This window comes from Dielma fastidiosa, from assembly GCF_000313565.1.
In the GTDB taxonomy this organism is placed as follows: Bacteria; Bacillota_I; Bacilli_A; order Erysipelotrichales; family Erysipelotrichaceae; genus Dielma; species Dielma fastidiosa.
This window is the reverse complement of the sequence record NZ_HE578926.1, coordinates 238,824-255,769: the sequence shown is the minus strand read 5'-3', so window position 1 is coordinate 255,769 and position 16,946 is coordinate 238,824. Positions and strand designations below refer to the sequence as shown.

Here is a 16,946-nt window from a genome sequence, read left to right as displayed (position 1 = left end):
TCTTCTATTGCGGTGATGTGCAGTGCAAGGGAAAATATCCAACCTTTGCGAAACGTTTGTGGGATGAACACAACGTTCATTTAGATATCACGGATCAGGACTTGATCGATTTGCAAGAAGGTAAGGTAGATCTGTATACGTTCTCTTATTACATGTCAACCGTGGTAACGAGCCATGAAGTAAAGGAAACGGTAAGCGGCAATTTCTCAGCCGGAGCAAAGAATCCATATCTGACGTATTCGGACTGGGGCTGGGCCTTAGATCCAAAGGGACTGCGCTATTATCTGGAAATGATCTATGACCGCTATGAGCTGCCGTTAATGGTGGTAGAGAATGGTTTGGGAGCTTACGATGAAGTGGAAAGTGACGGAGCGATTCATGATCCATACCGCATCGACTATATCCGGGAACATATCCTCGACATGGATAAGGCAATCGAAGCGGGAGTCAACCTGATTGGGTATACGACATGGGGCTGTATCGATCTGGTATCCGCAGGAACCGGCGAGATGCGGAAGCGATATGGATTCATATATGTAGATAAAGATGATGAAGGCAAGGGAAGCTTTGAGCGCAGCAAAAAAGACAGCTTCTATTGGTATAAAAAGGTTATCGCCAGCAATGGTAAGGATTTAGATTAATTTCCAATTGATTTTTTCTCCTTCTATGCGGAATATAAAGCATTGGAAGGAAATAGTAAAAAGTGGCATAATGGTATCAAGGTGATAACATGTTAAATAAAATCGACTATCAAATTTTGGAACTATTAGCTAAAAATAAAGAAGGCATGTCCAGCAAGAGCATATCCTTTTCATTATCTAAAAGCTCTAAAACCATTCAAAACCGCATCCCGCTGTTAAACGATGAATTGAAATCTTATGGCGCCACAATTCTCGTCAAAAAGGGTATCGGTTATGAATTAAAAATTGATGACGAAGACCTATTTAATATGATATGGCAGCATGAAGAAGCCTCTGAGGATGATGTCATTGATAAGCTCATTCAGGAATTGATTAAAACGGATGGCTATATCAAGGCTGATGATTTAGTTGCAAGTCTGTATATTTCTAAATCAACCTTAACCAAAGCACTTAATCAGCTTCGGGGCATCTTAGCAAACTATAACCTTGAAATTGAGGTAAAGCCTCATTATGGACTTAGAATCCATGGCAATGAATTTGATTACCGCCGTTTTATTTCCAGTAATTATGTACAGAAATGTTTAGTAAAAGAATCAATGTTTAAATCCATTGATGAAGATAACGATGTTTATGAAAAAATAAGAAATATCGTGAACAATGCTTTTATAACCTGTAACTACAGCTTGCCGGAGTATTTAACCGACGGCTTGATCCGCCATCTATACATCTCAATCAAAAGAATTATGAAAGGGAATACGATTGATTTCAGTTTAGAAAGCGCGCATTGTTCACAGAATGAAGATAAGCTGATGGACCTGATTATTCAGCAGCTGGAAGCGGAATTCTCCATTCAATTTAATGATTCAGAACAGGAATATGTGCTGCTGCAGCTGCTTTCTAAGCAGGAAATAGATCAAAAAGACAGCTCGCAGGTACCTGAAGAAATCAACGAACTTGTTGAAAAGATTCTGATCTATTTGCGCGATACCATGAATTTTAACTTTCTGAATGACTTCAATCTCAGAATCATGCTCGGCCTGCATCTAGTCCCTTTAAAATTCCGGCTTGAGCATGGCATCGTGTTGAAAAATCCGATTATTGAGGAGGTTCGGCTGCAATGCATCAGCGGCTATGACCTGGCGATTGTCGCGACACATATGATTGAAGAAGCATGGGGTTATTCAATCTCTGAATCAGAGATCAGTTATTTCGCATTGCATTTTGACGTAGCTTTAAAGAAGGAAAAACAGCTGATATCCAAAAAGAAGGTACTGGTAGTCTGCGGAAGCGGCCGCGCCAGCTCACAGCTGATTTATTATAATTTCCAGCAATACTTCTCCCAATTCATTGAAACCATTGATATATGTGATGTGAATCGGGTAGAGGCAATGCTTGAAAGTCACCCGATTGATTATATTTTTACAACTGTGCCATTGAAAATAAAAACATCCGTTCCAATCTTTGAATTTTCATTCTTCTTGAATGAGGACAGCATTCAGAAAATCAAGTCGGTGCTGACCAATGAAATTCAAATCAAGGATATCGTACAGTTCTTTAAACCGGAATTATTCTTTACGAATGTGGAAGCAGCGAATAAGGATGAAGCGCTGGCTGCTATCTTTAAGCGTGTGCGTGAAAATATCGAGCTGCCGGATGAGTTTGAGGAGCTGGTATTGGAAAGAGAGAAATTTTCATCCACGGATTTGCTGCCGCATGTCGCGCTGCCGCACCCCAACAAAACATGTACAGAGTCAACCTTCATTTCTGTAACGATGCTGAAAAAGCCAATCGAATGGAATAAGCAGAAGGTCTGGATCATCTTTCTGATTTCGATGAGTAAAACATCCAGTGAAAAATATAAGTTCTTGTATGAATGGATTATAAAGCTGCTGTCAAAAAACAACACGGTTCAGCGGCTGATTGATAACGCTAATTATGAAACGTTTGTTGAGGAATTGATGCGGTTGAATTAAAGGAGGAAGATTGTGAATCAAATACGATTAGAGAAAGCCTATAATTTCAGAGATATAGGCGGTTATGAAACGAATGAGGGACTTGTGGTGAAGAAAGGTTTACTGTTTCGTTCAGATGAATTAAGCAAGCTGAGTGAGGCAGATATTGAAACAATCCGCAAGCTGAATATTAAAACGATTATTGATTATCGCTCTGAGCGGGAAAGAGTCAATAATGAGGATAAGCCCATTCCGGGTGCTAAAGTGATCTATCTTGATCCTAAGGCGGATGTCGCGGCGCTGGCAAGTTCGGATAACAAGCATCTGCTTGAACAGCGTACCGACAAGATTACAGCAAAACAAGCCTATGACATGATGTCTTCACAGAATCGTGAATTTGTTTTAGCACCGAGTGCCAAAGCAAGCTACGCGCAGATGCTGCAGCTGGTTTTAGATCCAGCAAACTGCGGGATTGTCCAACATTGCCGCGGTGGTAAAGACCGCACTGGTTATGGGATTGCCTTAATCTTGCTGCTGCTGGGTGTGGATCAGAAAACCGTTGTGGAAGATTACATGCTTACCAATGTATGCAAGCATGAGAAGAATACACGCAGCTTGGCAGAGGCCTATGAGCAAACACACAATGAAGATTTTGTATTAGCATTGCGTTATCTGAAAGAAGCCAGAGAGGAATTCCTGTTAGGGGCATTAGATATTATTAATAATTCCTATGGCGGTATCGAGCAGTACGCAATTAATGAATTAAATTTCAGCAGGGAAAATATTCAAACATTAAAACAAATTTATTTGGAGGAAAAAATATGAAATTTGACAATTTAAAGGATGGCTTAAATAAATTTTCAATAGCCTTCTCGAATAATGTATATATGAAAGCATTGTCTCAGGGTATGATGGGTACGATGTCATTAATGATGATCAGTTCTGTCTTTACCTTGATTGGTGCAATTGATATCGGGCCGACACAGGCATTTATGGCCAGTACCGGTATTCTGCAAATCTGTAAATTAATTTCTACGATGACGATTGATATCATTTCAGTATATATCGCTTTCTTAGTTGCCTATAAATTAGGTGATATTATGAAGAAAGACGCGCTGAACTGCGGTATTATGGGTCTGCTGGCATTCTTTATCCTGTGTCCGTTAACCTTGACCGTATCGGAAAGTCAAGCCTTCGCTGTCAGCAATTTCGGCAGTCAGGGTGTATTTACAGCGCTGTTTGGTTCACTGTTAGCAGCTCGCTTATATATCTGGGCAGTTGATCATAAATTAACGATTAAGATGCCGGATTCAGTACCGCCGTTTGTTGCGAATTCATTTGCGGCAATTATTCCGGGTATCTTTGTTGCTGTTCTCTTCGCAATCATTGCTTATGTAATGACCTTAACACCATATGGTACAGTAACCGCAATGCTGATGAAGTTCATTCAAACACCGTTCATGCATTTAGGCAACAATATTTTCTCAGCAATGATTATTGTGGCATTCATTGAACTCTTATGGTTCTTTGGTATGCATGGTGTAGTTACGATGATGCCAATCATCATGATGCTGTGGATGGAACCGCAGATGGCTAACTTATCCGCCTACGCGGCTGGTGAAACACTGCCTTATTTATTCACTTATGGTTTTGTACTTGGCAACCGCGGCGCAAGATCATTGGCAGTATCACTTCATTGTATGTTTAACTGTAAATCAGAAAGACTTAAGGCAACTGGTAAGCTTGGTTTAGTGCCTGCCTTATTCGGTATTTCTGAGCCGATTAAATTTGGTATTCCTCAGGTTATGAATATTCGTATGCTGCTGCCATTAATGCTGACACCGGCGGTTTCCGTATTATCTGCTTATTTACTTACAATTATTGGTTTTCTCCCTTATACTAATGGTGTAACACTGCCAACAGGTTTCCCGGTAATTATCAGCGGTTTCTTCACTAATGGCTGGCAGGGTATCATCGCGCAATTAGTACAGCTGGTTTTATGTTATATTATCTATATTCCATTCATGCGCAGAGAAGACAAATTCGCATGTGCTGAAGAAGCTTTAAATGAACAGGAGGCATAAGTATGAAAAAAATTGTATTGTTATGTGCCGGCGGCATGTCTACGAGTATCTTAGTTAATAAAATGAAAGCTCACGCGGCTTCCATCGGCAAAGAATTTGATATTGACGCATTCTCAATCGACTCAGCAGCCAATGTGGCAAAGGATGCTGACTGTGTGCTGTTAGGACCGCAGGTTTCTTATCGTAAAAGTGATGTAGCACAGTATGTCAGCTGTCCGATTGACGCGATTGATATGATGGCATACGGTTTGATGGACGGCAAAAAAGTATTGCTTCAGGCATTAAAACTAATGGGGGATGAATAGTGGAAGCATTAGAAAATGTAAGCTTTCAGATTATCAGCTATGCGGGCAGCGCGAAGGCAAAATGCTATGAGGCACTGCAGGCGGTAAAAGCCGGTGATTTTGAGAAAGCGGAATTATTATTAAAAGAAGGGCAGGAGCTGTTTATTGAGGCTCATAAGGTGCATACCCAGCTGATTCAAAAAGAAGCGAATAATGAAGCTGTGACACCGACACTGCTGCTGATCCATGCTGAGGATCAATTGATGAATGCCGAGATTTCAAGGGAATATCTGCTTGAAATTATCGCCTTGCAGAAAGAAGTCGCTCAGCTGAAAAAAGAAAAATAGATGTACCAGTTAGGGGCTATTTCTGACCATTCAGGAATAGCTTCTTTTTTCTATTAAAATTGTTTGATAAACTGAACATAACTATTACTAATTTAAGTTGTCAAGGGCATGGCGGCAGATAGGAGGGTTATCTTGAAGCGGGAACAATTTAATCTGAAGCAGGCGGCGCTTGCTTTTGCCGATAAACTGATCGAGCTTTATTTTATCGACCGCAGGCTTGATCGATTGCCGGCTTATATGAATGAAAAGATATCATGGATCGGTACTGGTGAAAATGAGCTTTGTCAGAATCTGATGGAAGCCAAGCAAGCCTTAAAAGCCGAATTCAAGGAATACAGCGGTTCGTTTATCATCCGCCAGCGGCAAGTATATGCTGTGCCGTTTGATGATGCCTGCATTGTTTATGGGATGCTTGAGGCGGAGCCAGAGGATAAGATGTTTGCGATTGAGAAGCTGCGTTTTTCAATCGTTCTTGACAAGGAGCTGAAGCTTCTGCATCTTCATTTCTCTTATCCGGATATGGATCAAAAGGCTGCCCATTATTATGTTGAAAGCCGTGACAGATCGAATTTACAGGATCTGAAACAAACACTGGCATTACGCAGCCGCCAGCTTGAACTGTTAAACAACAGTCTCCCCGGCAGTGCTCATCAATGCAGGAAAGACGCTCATTTTACATTGATTACCATGTCTGACAGCTTTTTATCAATGTTTGGTTATACACGGGAGGAAATCGCAAATCGCTTCCATAATCATTTTATTGAGATGGTTTATCCTAATGATCGTTCAATGATGCTGTCAATGATTCATAAACAGCTGAAAAAGGGCAGTGATATTGAGCTTGAATATCGGGTTTTATGTAAGAGCGGCAAACCCATATGGGTACTGGATAAGGGCAGATTATTAACCGAGCGTGACGGCAGTGAAAACTTTTTCAGCTTGCTTATCGAAATCACGCAGCGCAAACAGGCACAGGAAGCGTTAAGGCTGTCCTTAGAGCGTTATCAGGTAATTATGGATCAGGCGACAGATATTATTTTTGAGTGGGATATCGCCAGGGATACGTTGTTTTTCTCCCCCAATTGGTATAAAAAATTCGGCTACGCGGCCATCAGTAAACAGATCAGCCAGCGGATTCCCGTTTCTGAAAATATCCATCCTGATGACATGCACGCGTTTATGAGAATCATGAAGGATACGGCAGCGGGAGTTCCATATTCTGAAACTGAATTTCGTATCCGTGATCGGCAAGGTAAGTATCATTGGTGCCGGATCAGGGCTACCGCGCAGTTTGATGCTGATGGCAAGGCAATTAAAGCGGTTGGCGTCATCCTCGATATTGATGATGAAAAAAGGCAGCATTTAGTGCTGCTGGATATGGCTCAGAAGGATGCCTTGACCGGTCTCTATAATAAAGCCGCAATCGATTCATTAGTAGCCGCCCGGATGCAGAATTGTGAAGCTTCTGGAAAGCAGGCGCTTTTGATTTTAGATGTCGATCATTTTAAATCAGTCAATGATACTTATGGTCATTTGGCGGGTGACAGCTTGCTGGCCAGTGTGGCGGCAGTCATAAAGTCACAGATCCGCAGCTCAGATCTGGCGGGCAGAATCGGCGGCGATGAGTTTTTGATTTATATGGCATCAATCAATGATGAAGAAAATGTACTTCGTAAAGCTGAAAAGCTGTTGTCAGCGCTGGAAGAATTAACCCCATTGCCGAATGCTTTACCGATCACATGCAGTATTGGTGCGGCGGTATTTTCGTATGGCGAGGGTGATTATCATACGTTCTTTCAATGTGCCGATCAGGCTTTATATATCCGTAAGAAAAGCGGCCGCAAGGGAGTTACCTTTTACCAAGCCGTTAAGGAATGTTCATCCGATCATTTGATGAGCGCGGTGAATGAGGAAAGCAATATTGACCAGGTAGAAATCATGGAGGAACAGCTCGCCCAATATGCGTTCCGTAAATTATATGCGGCAAAGGATATTCATTTAACTATTGAGCGTTTATTGGGAATCATCGGTCATGCCTATGATGTAAGCCGTGTCTATATCTTTGAAAGCAATGACGGACACTCATGTTTTAATACCTTTGAATGGTGTGCGAAGGGAATCAAGCCGATGAATTCCTCAATTTCCGTTTCACTGGCTGAAACAGCTCAGCGTTTTGATGAACAAGGCTTATTTTATTGCGCTGAAGTAAAACCGATGTCTAAACATTACCACAGTTACTTGGCCGGCCAGGATTGCTGCTCCCTGCTTCAATGCGCGATATTGGATGAGGGGGAGTTTGCGGGCTATGTCGGTTTTGATGAATGCCGGGAGCATCGCGTTTGGGAATCTAAACAGATTGCCGCGTTTAAATTAACAGCCGATGTGCTGTCAGCTTTTTTAATGAAGCTGCGGCTGAAGCAGGCACTGAAGATAAAATAAAGCCCTCCATGTGGAAGGGCTGTTTTATACTCAGCTATTTAAAATACGCATAAATTCCTCACCGGTAATGGTTTCTTTCTCATAGAGATATTGGGCAAGCTTATCGAGCTTTTGACGGTTAGCGCGCAGTAATTCAAGCGCCTTGTCATGCTGCTGTTTCACTAATTCCATAACCTTCTCATCGATCTTAGCTTGTGTATCCGCAGAACAAGCAAGTGAGGTATCACCGCCCAAATATTGATTTGTGACGGTTTCCATAGCTACCATGCCGAAATCCTCGCTCATGCCATAACGGGTAATCATGGCGCGTGCCAGCTTGGTGGCTTGTTCAATATCGTTTGAAGCACCGGTGGTAATAGAGCCAAAGGCGATTTCCTCGGCGGCCCGGCCGCCGGTTAAGGTCGCAATCTTATTTTCTATTTCAGTTTTATTCATCAGATAATGATTGCCCTCATCAACCTGCATCGTATAGCCTAAAGCTCCGGAAGTGCGCGGTACAATCGTGATTTTGGTAACCGGTGCTGATTGGGTTTGTAAGGCGGCAACCAGCGCGTGGCCGATTTCATGATAGGAAACAATCAGCTTTTCATGATCGGTAAGAATCGCGTTTTTCTTTTGATAGCCGGCAATAACGGTTTCAATGCTTTCCTCAAGATCTGCCTGTGAGGCACAGCTGCGGCCGTCACGGACAGCTCGTAGGGCAGCTTCATTAATGATATTAGCAAGCTCGGCGCCGGAAGCTCCGGAAGCCATACGGGCAATCTTGCCAAAATCAACATTCTCAGCAATTTTGATTTTTTTCGCATGCACGATCAGGATTTCTTCTCGTCCCTTTAAGTCCGGTAATTCAACCGGTACACGGCGGTCAAAACGGCCGGGGCGGGTTAATGCCGGGTCTAATGATTCAGGACGGTTGGTAGCAGCCAGAATCATGACACCGTTGTTGCCCTCAAAGCCATCCATTTCAGTCAGCAGCTGATTCAGCGTCTGTTCACGTTCATCGTTGCCGCCCATCTTGTTGTCACGCTTTTGACCGATGGCATCAATTTCATCGATGAATACAATACAAGGGGCTTTTTCTTTTGCCTGTTTAAACAGATCGCGCACCTTAGAAGCACCCATGCCGACAAACATTTCCACAAATTCTGAACCGGAAATTGAGAAGAAAGGTACATTGGCTTCCCCGGCAACTGCTTTCGCAAGCATGGTTTTACCAGTACCCGGCGGCCCGACCAAAAGGATTCCTTTTGGCATTGAAGCACCAATCTGCTGATATTTATCGGGGTTATGCAGATAATCGACAATCTCGGCAAGATTTTCTTTTGCCTCATCTTCTCCGGCTACATCGGCAAACTTAATGCCTTCGGATGATTTGACATAGATTTTCGCATTGCTTTTGCCAAAGGTTAAGGCGTTGGCGCCGCCGGCCCGATTCATCAGCTTTTTAGACATGTATTGCCCGATACCGACAAAGAGCAGAATCGGCAGTACCCATGATAAGATAAAATTAAGAATCGGAGAAGTCTGTTCGATGATTTCACCATAGAAAGGAATCTCAGCATCATATAAACGCTGTGATAGCTCTGGATCATTGACCATGCCAGTCTTATAAACAACCTTATTTTCAGGATCGGTAAATAAAATCTGGTTCTCACTTTCCTGAATTTCAACTTTACCGATTTCACCGTTTTCACTCATACTGATAAAGGTGCCGTAATCAACTTCCTTTATCTGACGCTGCATCAGATAAGGCATCGCAAATAGATTAAACAGCATCAGAACCAGCATCACAATGCCGTAATAATAAATCAGCGGCTTTTTCGGCGGTTTGATTTCATTCATTTTATGACCTCCTCTTTTTCTTCAATTGTCATCTGCATATCGATTGCCTTTAATGCTGCCAGTCTTGCGTGATCCATGGCAAGGGCGGCATAATCAAGGGCAAATTCAGCATATAAAGCCATCATTTCCGCATTCTTTTCATCGCTTAAACAAGCGCTTGCGGCCTGCTTAAGCAGCTTATCGCACTGCTGACAGTAGCTTTCCTGAATCGCTGACAACGCGCAGGCGGCAGCTGAATGACTAGTCTGAGCTTTTTCATTAAGACTTTTTTCCTTTCTCAGATATTCATCCGCAAGCAGCCTGAAGTCATGGCAAAGCTGCTCATGCTTATCTGTTTGTTGATCAAGTGCCAACTGATTTGTCAGCTGGCAGAATTGCTGCTGTAATTCCATCAATTTAATATTCAGCAGGGTCTGACGCATTCTATCACACCTTTCAAAAATACTATAAAGGAAAGCTAGGGCTGCCGCCATTCGCAGATTCAGCAATCTGTATTAACAAAATCCCCAAAATGTAAGGATTTGTTACACTTTGGGGATTCTGTTTAGATTAATTAAAATTGATTAGCCTGCCGGATAAAAGCAGATTCAGCTGATGGGCAAAGCGATTAATATCCAGCTGTTTCATCGAACTGTATTCAAGCAGCAGACCGACAATGCCGTAGGTATAGAAATGCACAGCCATCTCTAAATCGCTGTAACTCAGATCGTGAGGTGCTTTGTCGCGGGCCAGCTGCATCATGCCGTCTTGAATCGCATGAAACATCATACGTTCAACCTGTTCGCGGCGCTGTGAATGCATCAGCTTTTTAATGATCTCTTGGTTTTCAGCGGCGGCGGTAATGAAAATCCGCAGTGCTTTTTCAGGATCATCGACCGCTAGACTTTGCGCGAGCATTTCCTGCATTGCCTGCTGCATCGACCATTCGATTACTTCCAAAATATCCTGAAAATGATAATAAAATGTCTGACGTGAAATTCCGCATGCTTCCACCAGATCTTTAACAGTTATTTTATCGACATTTTTACGCTGTGCCAGTGAAACAAAGGCATCGGCAATCACGGCTTTCATATTGATCGGCATGGCTGTGTCTCCTTGATTTTACTAAAATTTTACCATACTTAAAATTAAATGTCTAATCAAGGCAGAGGGATTATTGGCTATGCGAATAGCGCTTTTTGATGATAAATAAAATTATCAGTATCAGCGTCAGGCCGCCGGCCAATAGGAGTGTATAGCTTTTCTTGGGTGTGATGCAGAATATCAATTCACTCTCTTCCATATCGATTTGAAGATAACTGCCGCAGTCGGTAAACGGCTTAGAAACCCATGCTCCCGCATCGTTTAAGACCCATAAGCTAACCTTGCCGTCAATGGGTTTTAAAAGTCTCAGTGTGATGTTTTCACTTTGTTTGGCTGTTAATTGTACTTGCCAGCAATTATCATCCTTAAACTGACTTACCGTCAATAAATCCTGATCGGTAAATGCCCCCTGTGCTAAAACCAGCGGTTTTTCATCGATGCAGACATCACTGGCGAGGACGCTGATCATTGGCTGATACTGTGCTGTCAGAACTTCTGAAAATTGCATGCGATGATAATCAAATGCAGGCCAGCTGGCATAATAGCCGGCCTTTTCCGGAATTGCCGGCAGTGTCAGCGAGCTTAAATCCTCATTAAAATCAAACGGAATTGTTTTGATTGTCTGATTGTCTGCCTTAAAGGTTAAAGTGAATTCAAAGAAGGCGCTGGGAAGTGTATTCAGCTCTTTTAGGGCTTGATAGTCGATTGGCTGAGCGATATCCGCATAGCTGATGCCATCAATTCCGGCGAATCCAGTATCGACAAAATAATTCCCGCTGATTTGGCTGTGCTTGTTTGAAGCACCGGCGATCGCACCGATGCGGCCAATACCTTCACTGACTTTGATTAAGGCATAGGAATCAATGAGCGTTGAGGCCATGCCAGCGATGCCGCCAATATAATTATTTCCTTTTAACTCAGCTTTGGCGATACATTGCTGAATCTTGGCATCGGCATATCCGGCAATGCCGCCGACGTAGTCACCGCTTGTACTTTCTACCGTGCCATAGCCTTCACATTGGCTGACTGTCCCTAAATCAAGGCGTCCGACTAAACCGCCCACATTATTCTTTTTCGCAATGACTGAACCCTTATTGATACAGCCGCTCATGACAGCCTTGGTTTCATAGCGGTAATTCAGCTTGTCGGCAGCCGATGATAAATCATCTTCAGGATCAAGATCAAACTCGATGGCCATTGAACCGGCAATGCCGCCAATATTCACATCACCCTCCACAATATCGTAATTGACTGAATCAGCAACCTTACCGTTGGTTGTGGCATCAATATCCTGATCGGAGGTATCCTCAAAGACATCACTCACTGTATCCGGCTGAGAAAGGGCTTCAATCATCAGATGCATAATGACATTAAACTGATCACTAATCGCGCGGATATCGGCAGTCAGGGTTTTCGATGAACGTTCAACCTCCTGATTCAATGATTTCAGGGAAGCGGATATGCCGCTGATCGAAGCATGAAGCTGATTGCTGTCCTGCTGATATCCCGATGGCAGCCGTGTAAACTGAATGGGCTCCTTATCGGCCAGCGCTTTAACTTGCTTGCGTATCTCACGAACCATATTCGAAAAATCATCACTTGTTGATGCGAGTGCGCGTGTAGTTTTCCGCAGCTGAGTATATAATGGCGCTAAATCATCATTGAGTGCTTCTAATTCATCCAGCGCCGATCCCAATTTCTTTAGACCTTCATTAAAATCAGCGCTTGCCTTTTGAACATCAGCCAGCGCATCTGATGCTTCTTTTAACGCTTCTGATACCTTTGTCCAGTCAATTTCATCAATCAGCGTCTTTAGTGCGTCATTGGTTTTAGTGATCGCATCGCTCATTGCCGATAAGGAAAGTGAAAGCTCTTCAAGGGCATCAGATGCATTGTCTCTGCCCTTCATCGCATCCGCAAACCGCTTCATCGCCTCACTGCCTTGATGAGCGGCATCGCTTAATTCCCGCATGCCCTCATTCAGCTGGTTCAGCGCTTCATTTATTTTTTCCTGATCACCGCTGGCCGCCGCGTCACTCAATAGCTGCAGAGCCTTATCAAGCTTATCGGCAGCGCTGGCTAAGGCTTGATTAGCCTTTTTTAAATCATCAAGAGCCAGATTGACTTGATGAATGACAGCACCGCTGTCATCAGAGATGATTTGCAGCTCTTTGATGGCCTTTTCCAATTGTGAACAAGTCTGAGTGAATGAATCAGAAGTAATTTTTAACTTTTTGATGATTGGATCAAGACGATCAAGTGCTTCGACCATTAAAGTGCTTGTATCATTGATTGTTTCAATCGTGGAGTCGATATAATCAGCACTTTGATCCAAAACCCGTTTTGAACTGTCGGCCGCAGCGTCTGCGTAATTTGCCAGAGTGTTAATTTCAATGCTGATCGCGGAGGATGACGCATTTGCATGATTCATGGCATTATCAATCATCCGCTGCAGCTGATCCAGCTCATCGCCAAGACTTTGCAGCTGGTTTCGGGAAATCTGCTGGATAAAAGCCGGTTCCATCTGTCCGACAATACCGCCGACATCCTTACGGCCGAAAATGTGACCGTAATTGCTGCAGCCGGATAAATAACCGGACTGCCGCCCAACGATGCCGCCGATATTATAGCCCATATGCGGATAACCGATCATCGCGTAATTGATACAGCTTTGAATGATGCCGGAGGAATAACCGCTGATGCCGCCGGTATCTGTATGAGTATTGATCGGCTTCACGTTATTAAAGGATTCCAATTGATTCAAATCGAGGTTTTCCAGATCCAGCGTATTTTCTTTTGCGGATGTGTTGATTCGGCAGCGATTTACACATTTGATAATACTGCCGAAATTCTCGCCGCTGATGCCGCCGGTATACTTTTCACCGCCCAGCGTGCCGGATACCTCACAGTTGGCGATTCTGCCGCTGTCCTGATTAATACCGGCAATACCGCCGATGATCGCGTCGCCATAGATCTTGCCGTAAAACTTGCAATTAATAATCCGTCCATAATTTTCGCCAGCGATACCCCCGAAAATCTGCCGTCCTTCATCAGCGGCAATCGCTGATGAAACATTGAGATTTTGAACAATACCCTCAGCCTCTATGATGCGGAATAAGCCCTTAATGGGTTCGTTAGCGTCAATTTGAATGCCGGTAATTGTATGTCCCTGCCCATCAAACATACCGCTGAAAATAGGAACCGATGTAAATTCCTGTTCCGTGAAATCGAGATCGCAGTCCAGATAGACGCTTTTATTGCGCGACCATGTATCAAGCCTGCTTAATTGCACAAATTCATTAAAATCTTCGATGGATTTGATGTGTATCATTTCCGTTTCCGCCTGCAGTTTCTGTGGGAATAAAGTAAAGATCATCATGAATGTAATGATTATGCAGATGCATTTTTTAAGCCTTCTCATCATCAATCACCTCACTTGCTGTCTCAATTTTGCCGGCTTCAATGGCAGCGCTGATCGTACCCTGTAACGTGCCTTTGAAATCTGCGTCAATCATACCCGAAACATAACCGCGCACATGACCGTTCATTTTAATTGATCCAGTCTGTGTCTGCAGGCGGGATGGCTTTTTCAATGTAAACGCTGTTTTTTCAATAATCATATCGCCAAGCATCAGAATCTGCGGCAGAACACCCATCACTAAGAGAATGGAAAGAATCGTGCCGCGGCCCAGACATGTACCGATGGAAGAAATCGCCGGATCACTGGACAGCTGACCGATCAGCGTACCCGCAGATGCCAGCATCATGCCGGAGGTTACAATCGTTGGGAACGCCTGATTCAGTGCCTCAACCATCGCATCCGCAATCGGCATTTCCTTTTTCAAAGAGGTGTAGCGATTAGTTATAACAATGGCATAATCAATATTGGCGCCCATCTGGATTGAACTGACAACAAGATAGCTCATAAAGAAGAGATTGGTTTTACTGAGATATGGAAAGGAGAAATTCATCCAGATACTGCCTTGAATTACCAGAATCAATAAGATTGGCAGACCCGCTGATTTAAAGGTAAACAGCAATACGATAATGACAAAAACTGCTGATAGGATACTGATCAGAATATTATCATTGCTGAAGGAAGCGAAAAGATCATAATCATTGGTTGAATTGCCGACCAGATAGAGATCCTCAGAATCATAAAACTCTCTTGCGCACTGATGGATTTCCTGCAGAAAAGCAAATGTTTCAGGGCTTTCTTCAGGCAGATCAAGATAAATCAGAATACGGCTGTAATGTTCACCCAAAAGCTGTACCTGAGCATCAGTCAGCTGATTATGAATATCCTCCAGCTCTTCATCTAAATCGGCGGCCAGACTCACATAGCCAGCTTCCTTTTGATCGTAGAGGAACATAAACATATCGATTAAAGGAACGCTGTAATTATCAATGCCGCTGACAATCTGACCATATGTTTTCTGATCCGCAGCATAAGCGCCATAAAGCAGGCGGGCAATTTCAATATCTAAATCCGTCAGTTCCGCAAACTGGCGCGGTGATAATGTATCCGTCAATACATAACCATCCATTGCCTCAATATTAGCAAGACCCATCACTGATTGGACATGTTCCTTTGCTTCCAGTTTGGCAAGCAATTTAGCTTCCGTTTTATAATCGCCGCTTGGCACTAGCAGCGCCATCATGTTGGTGCTGCCAAAATTAGCTTCAATCTTATCCGCGGCAATTTGACTTTCATTCTGTTTGACAGTTGTCAGTGTGCTGTATCCATACACATAAGGACAGCGGTTAGAAAAGATAAACGCCCAAACCAGCAAGAGTACAAAGATCGGCGGCACGATTTTCCTTGTCTTTACCGTCAGCTTCCCCCAAGCGCTGATCTTAGGCACAAAGCTGCGGTGGTGGGTTTTATCAATCCATGGACTAAACAGCATCAGCAGTCCCGGCATCAGCGTAAAGACACAAAGAATACTGAACAGTATCGCTTTAATCAAAACTAATCCCATATCATAACCGATTTTAAACTGCATAAACATCATGGCAATCAAACCGGAAATCGTAGTCAGACAGCTTCCGGATATTTCTGGTATCGCCTTGCTTAATGCGATAATCACTGCCTCTCTGGCTGGTTTAGTTGTTCTTTCTTCGGTATATCGATGACAAAGAATAATTGCGTAATCTAAGGCCAGTGCCAGCTGCAGCACAACCGCGATCGAATTGGATACGAAGGAAATTTCACCAAAAATGAAATTAGTACCCATGTTTAAAATCGCGGCGGCAGCAAAAGTAATCAGCAGCACCGGAATCTCCATATAAGTATGCGAAGTAAACAGTAAGACGGCAATTATAATCACAACGGCTATAATCATTACCACATTCATTTCAGAAGCAATTTCATCAGACTGTGAGCTGCCTACCTCACTGACGATATACACATCTTCATCAACTAGCATCGCTTTTATTTCATTCATCGCCTGAATACTGATTTCATCATCGCTCTCACCATCAAAGGTGACAGAAAATAAAGCTGACGCATTATTAAAATGATCCTTACTGTCATCAAACTCCACACTCTTAACACCTTGAATTTTAGTTAATTCATCACTTATTTTCTCTGCCTGCTGGATGGTGAGATTATCAACCATGACCTCGGCGCTGCCAAATGTCACAAACTCCTCATCCATGATTGTCAAGCCCTGCCGTGTCTCAGTTTCTGCCGGTAAATAAGATGTCAGATCATCATTGACCTGAACCCAGCCTGTGGAAAAAACACAAAAAATGGCAAACCCGATGAATGCCAAAAAGAAACCATTCCGTTTATCAACAATAAAAGCCGCGGCAGTGTCTACAAAACCTGGCTTTGCTTCTTCTGTTTCCTTTTTCAAACCCATTCCTCCCTTGATGAAAGATACGATTTTTCATTATCGTTATCTGTATGATCAAGCAATTAACGTAATTGCCGATAGGTATGCTTTTATGAATGTATACTAGCACTGTCATGGCATGAAGAAAATCGACAACTTTCTTGATTTGTCTGAATTTAGACAAAATGAAGCATTTGTATAACAGCTATGCAAGTGATATACTTTTCATGAGGAAGCTATGAAATAATAAAAGGTACCTATAAAATAATACATAACCTGCTGCCTTGAAAAAAGCTGAAACAGCCGCCATTTGATAAGATTGCTTTGATTATCCTTCTCATAATATGAGTGCGCGGGGCGTTTGGTTATTTAAACAGAATGATTTTTCTTAGCTCTAAAGGATGACTGTTTGTCCTGTTGGATTATATTGAGGA

At 43.0% G+C, this 16,946-nt stretch carries 12 protein-coding genes; 7 read left to right on the top strand and 5 right to left on the bottom strand.

Annotated features, from left to right (window positions below):
- From DAHG_RS19250 to DAHG_RS09055, 7 genes are all read left to right on the top strand, one after another.
- A partial coding sequence (locus tag DAHG_RS19250; protein ID WP_022938032.1) for a family 1 glycosylhydrolase occupies window positions 1-641 on the top strand: 641 nt, incomplete at its 5' end.
- Window positions 642-730: 89 nt separating this feature from the next.
- A complete protein-coding gene (locus tag DAHG_RS09080; protein WP_022938031.1) occupies window positions 731-2,614 on the top strand; it encodes a BglG family transcription antiterminator in 1,884 nt (627 codons plus the stop codon).
- 12 nt (window positions 2,615-2,626) lie between these two features.
- On the top strand, window positions 2,627-3,418 hold the full coding sequence (locus DAHG_RS09075) for a tyrosine-protein phosphatase (protein ID WP_022938030.1): 792 nt from the start codon (window positions 2,627-2,629) through the stop codon (window positions 3,416-3,418).
- Window positions 3,415-4,677: a PTS sugar transporter subunit IIC gene (locus DAHG_RS09070; RefSeq protein WP_022938029.1), complete on the top strand. Its 1,263-nt coding sequence runs from the start codon at window positions 3,415-3,417 to the stop codon at window positions 4,675-4,677. Before DAHG_RS09075 ends, DAHG_RS09070 begins: the two co-directional genes overlap by 4 nt.
- 2 nt (window positions 4,678-4,679) lie before the next feature.
- Window positions 4,680-4,982: a PTS sugar transporter subunit IIB gene (locus tag DAHG_RS09065; RefSeq protein ID WP_022938028.1), complete on the top strand. Its 303-nt coding sequence runs from the start codon at window positions 4,680-4,682 to the stop codon at window positions 4,980-4,982.
- Entirely contained in the window at window positions 4,982-5,308 is a 327-nt protein-coding gene (locus DAHG_RS09060; protein WP_022938027.1) for a PTS lactose/cellobiose transporter subunit IIA, read from the top strand. Before DAHG_RS09065 ends, DAHG_RS09060 begins: the two co-directional genes overlap by 1 nt.
- Before the next feature lie 132 nt (window positions 5,309-5,440).
- The gene (locus tag DAHG_RS09055; RefSeq protein WP_022938026.1) at window positions 5,441-7,747 is read left to right on the top strand and encodes a diguanylate cyclase; all 2,307 of its coding nucleotides are present in this window, start codon (window positions 5,441-5,443) and stop codon (window positions 7,745-7,747) included.
- A gap of 30 nt (window positions 7,748-7,777) precedes the next feature.
- Here the strand turns inward: DAHG_RS09055 and ftsH are convergent, their stop codons facing one another.
- The 5 genes from ftsH to DAHG_RS09030 all read right to left on the bottom strand — a co-directional run bounded on the left by ftsH (window position 7,778) and on the right by DAHG_RS09030 (window position 16,533).
- On the bottom strand, window positions 7,778-9,589 hold the full coding sequence (gene ftsH / locus DAHG_RS09050) for an ATP-dependent zinc metalloprotease FtsH (RefSeq protein ID WP_022938025.1): 1,812 nt from the start codon (window positions 9,587-9,589) through the stop codon (window positions 7,778-7,780).
- Window positions 9,586-10,011 (bottom strand): hypothetical protein, encoded by a 426-nt coding sequence (locus tag DAHG_RS09045; RefSeq protein WP_022938024.1) that lies wholly within the window; start codon window positions 10,009-10,011, stop codon window positions 9,586-9,588. The genes ftsH and DAHG_RS09045 overlap by 4 nt, the downstream gene beginning before the upstream one ends.
- 127 nt (window positions 10,012-10,138) lie before the next feature.
- Window positions 10,139-10,672 carry a TetR/AcrR family transcriptional regulator C-terminal domain-containing protein gene (locus tag DAHG_RS09040; protein WP_022938023.1) on the bottom strand — a complete coding sequence of 178 codons (534 nt, stop codon included), beginning with the start codon at window positions 10,670-10,672 and terminating at the stop codon, window positions 10,139-10,141.
- A gap of 70 nt (window positions 10,673-10,742) precedes the next feature.
- Entirely contained in the window at window positions 10,743-14,096 is a 3,354-nt protein-coding gene (locus tag DAHG_RS09035; RefSeq protein WP_022938022.1) for a hypothetical protein, read from the bottom strand.
- Complete coding sequence (locus DAHG_RS09030) at window positions 14,080-16,533, bottom strand: efflux RND transporter permease subunit (RefSeq protein WP_026880913.1); 2,454 nt, start codon at window positions 16,531-16,533, stop codon at window positions 14,080-14,082. Before DAHG_RS09030 ends, DAHG_RS09035 begins: the two co-directional genes overlap by 17 nt.
- Window positions 16,534-16,946: the final 413 nt, after the last annotated feature.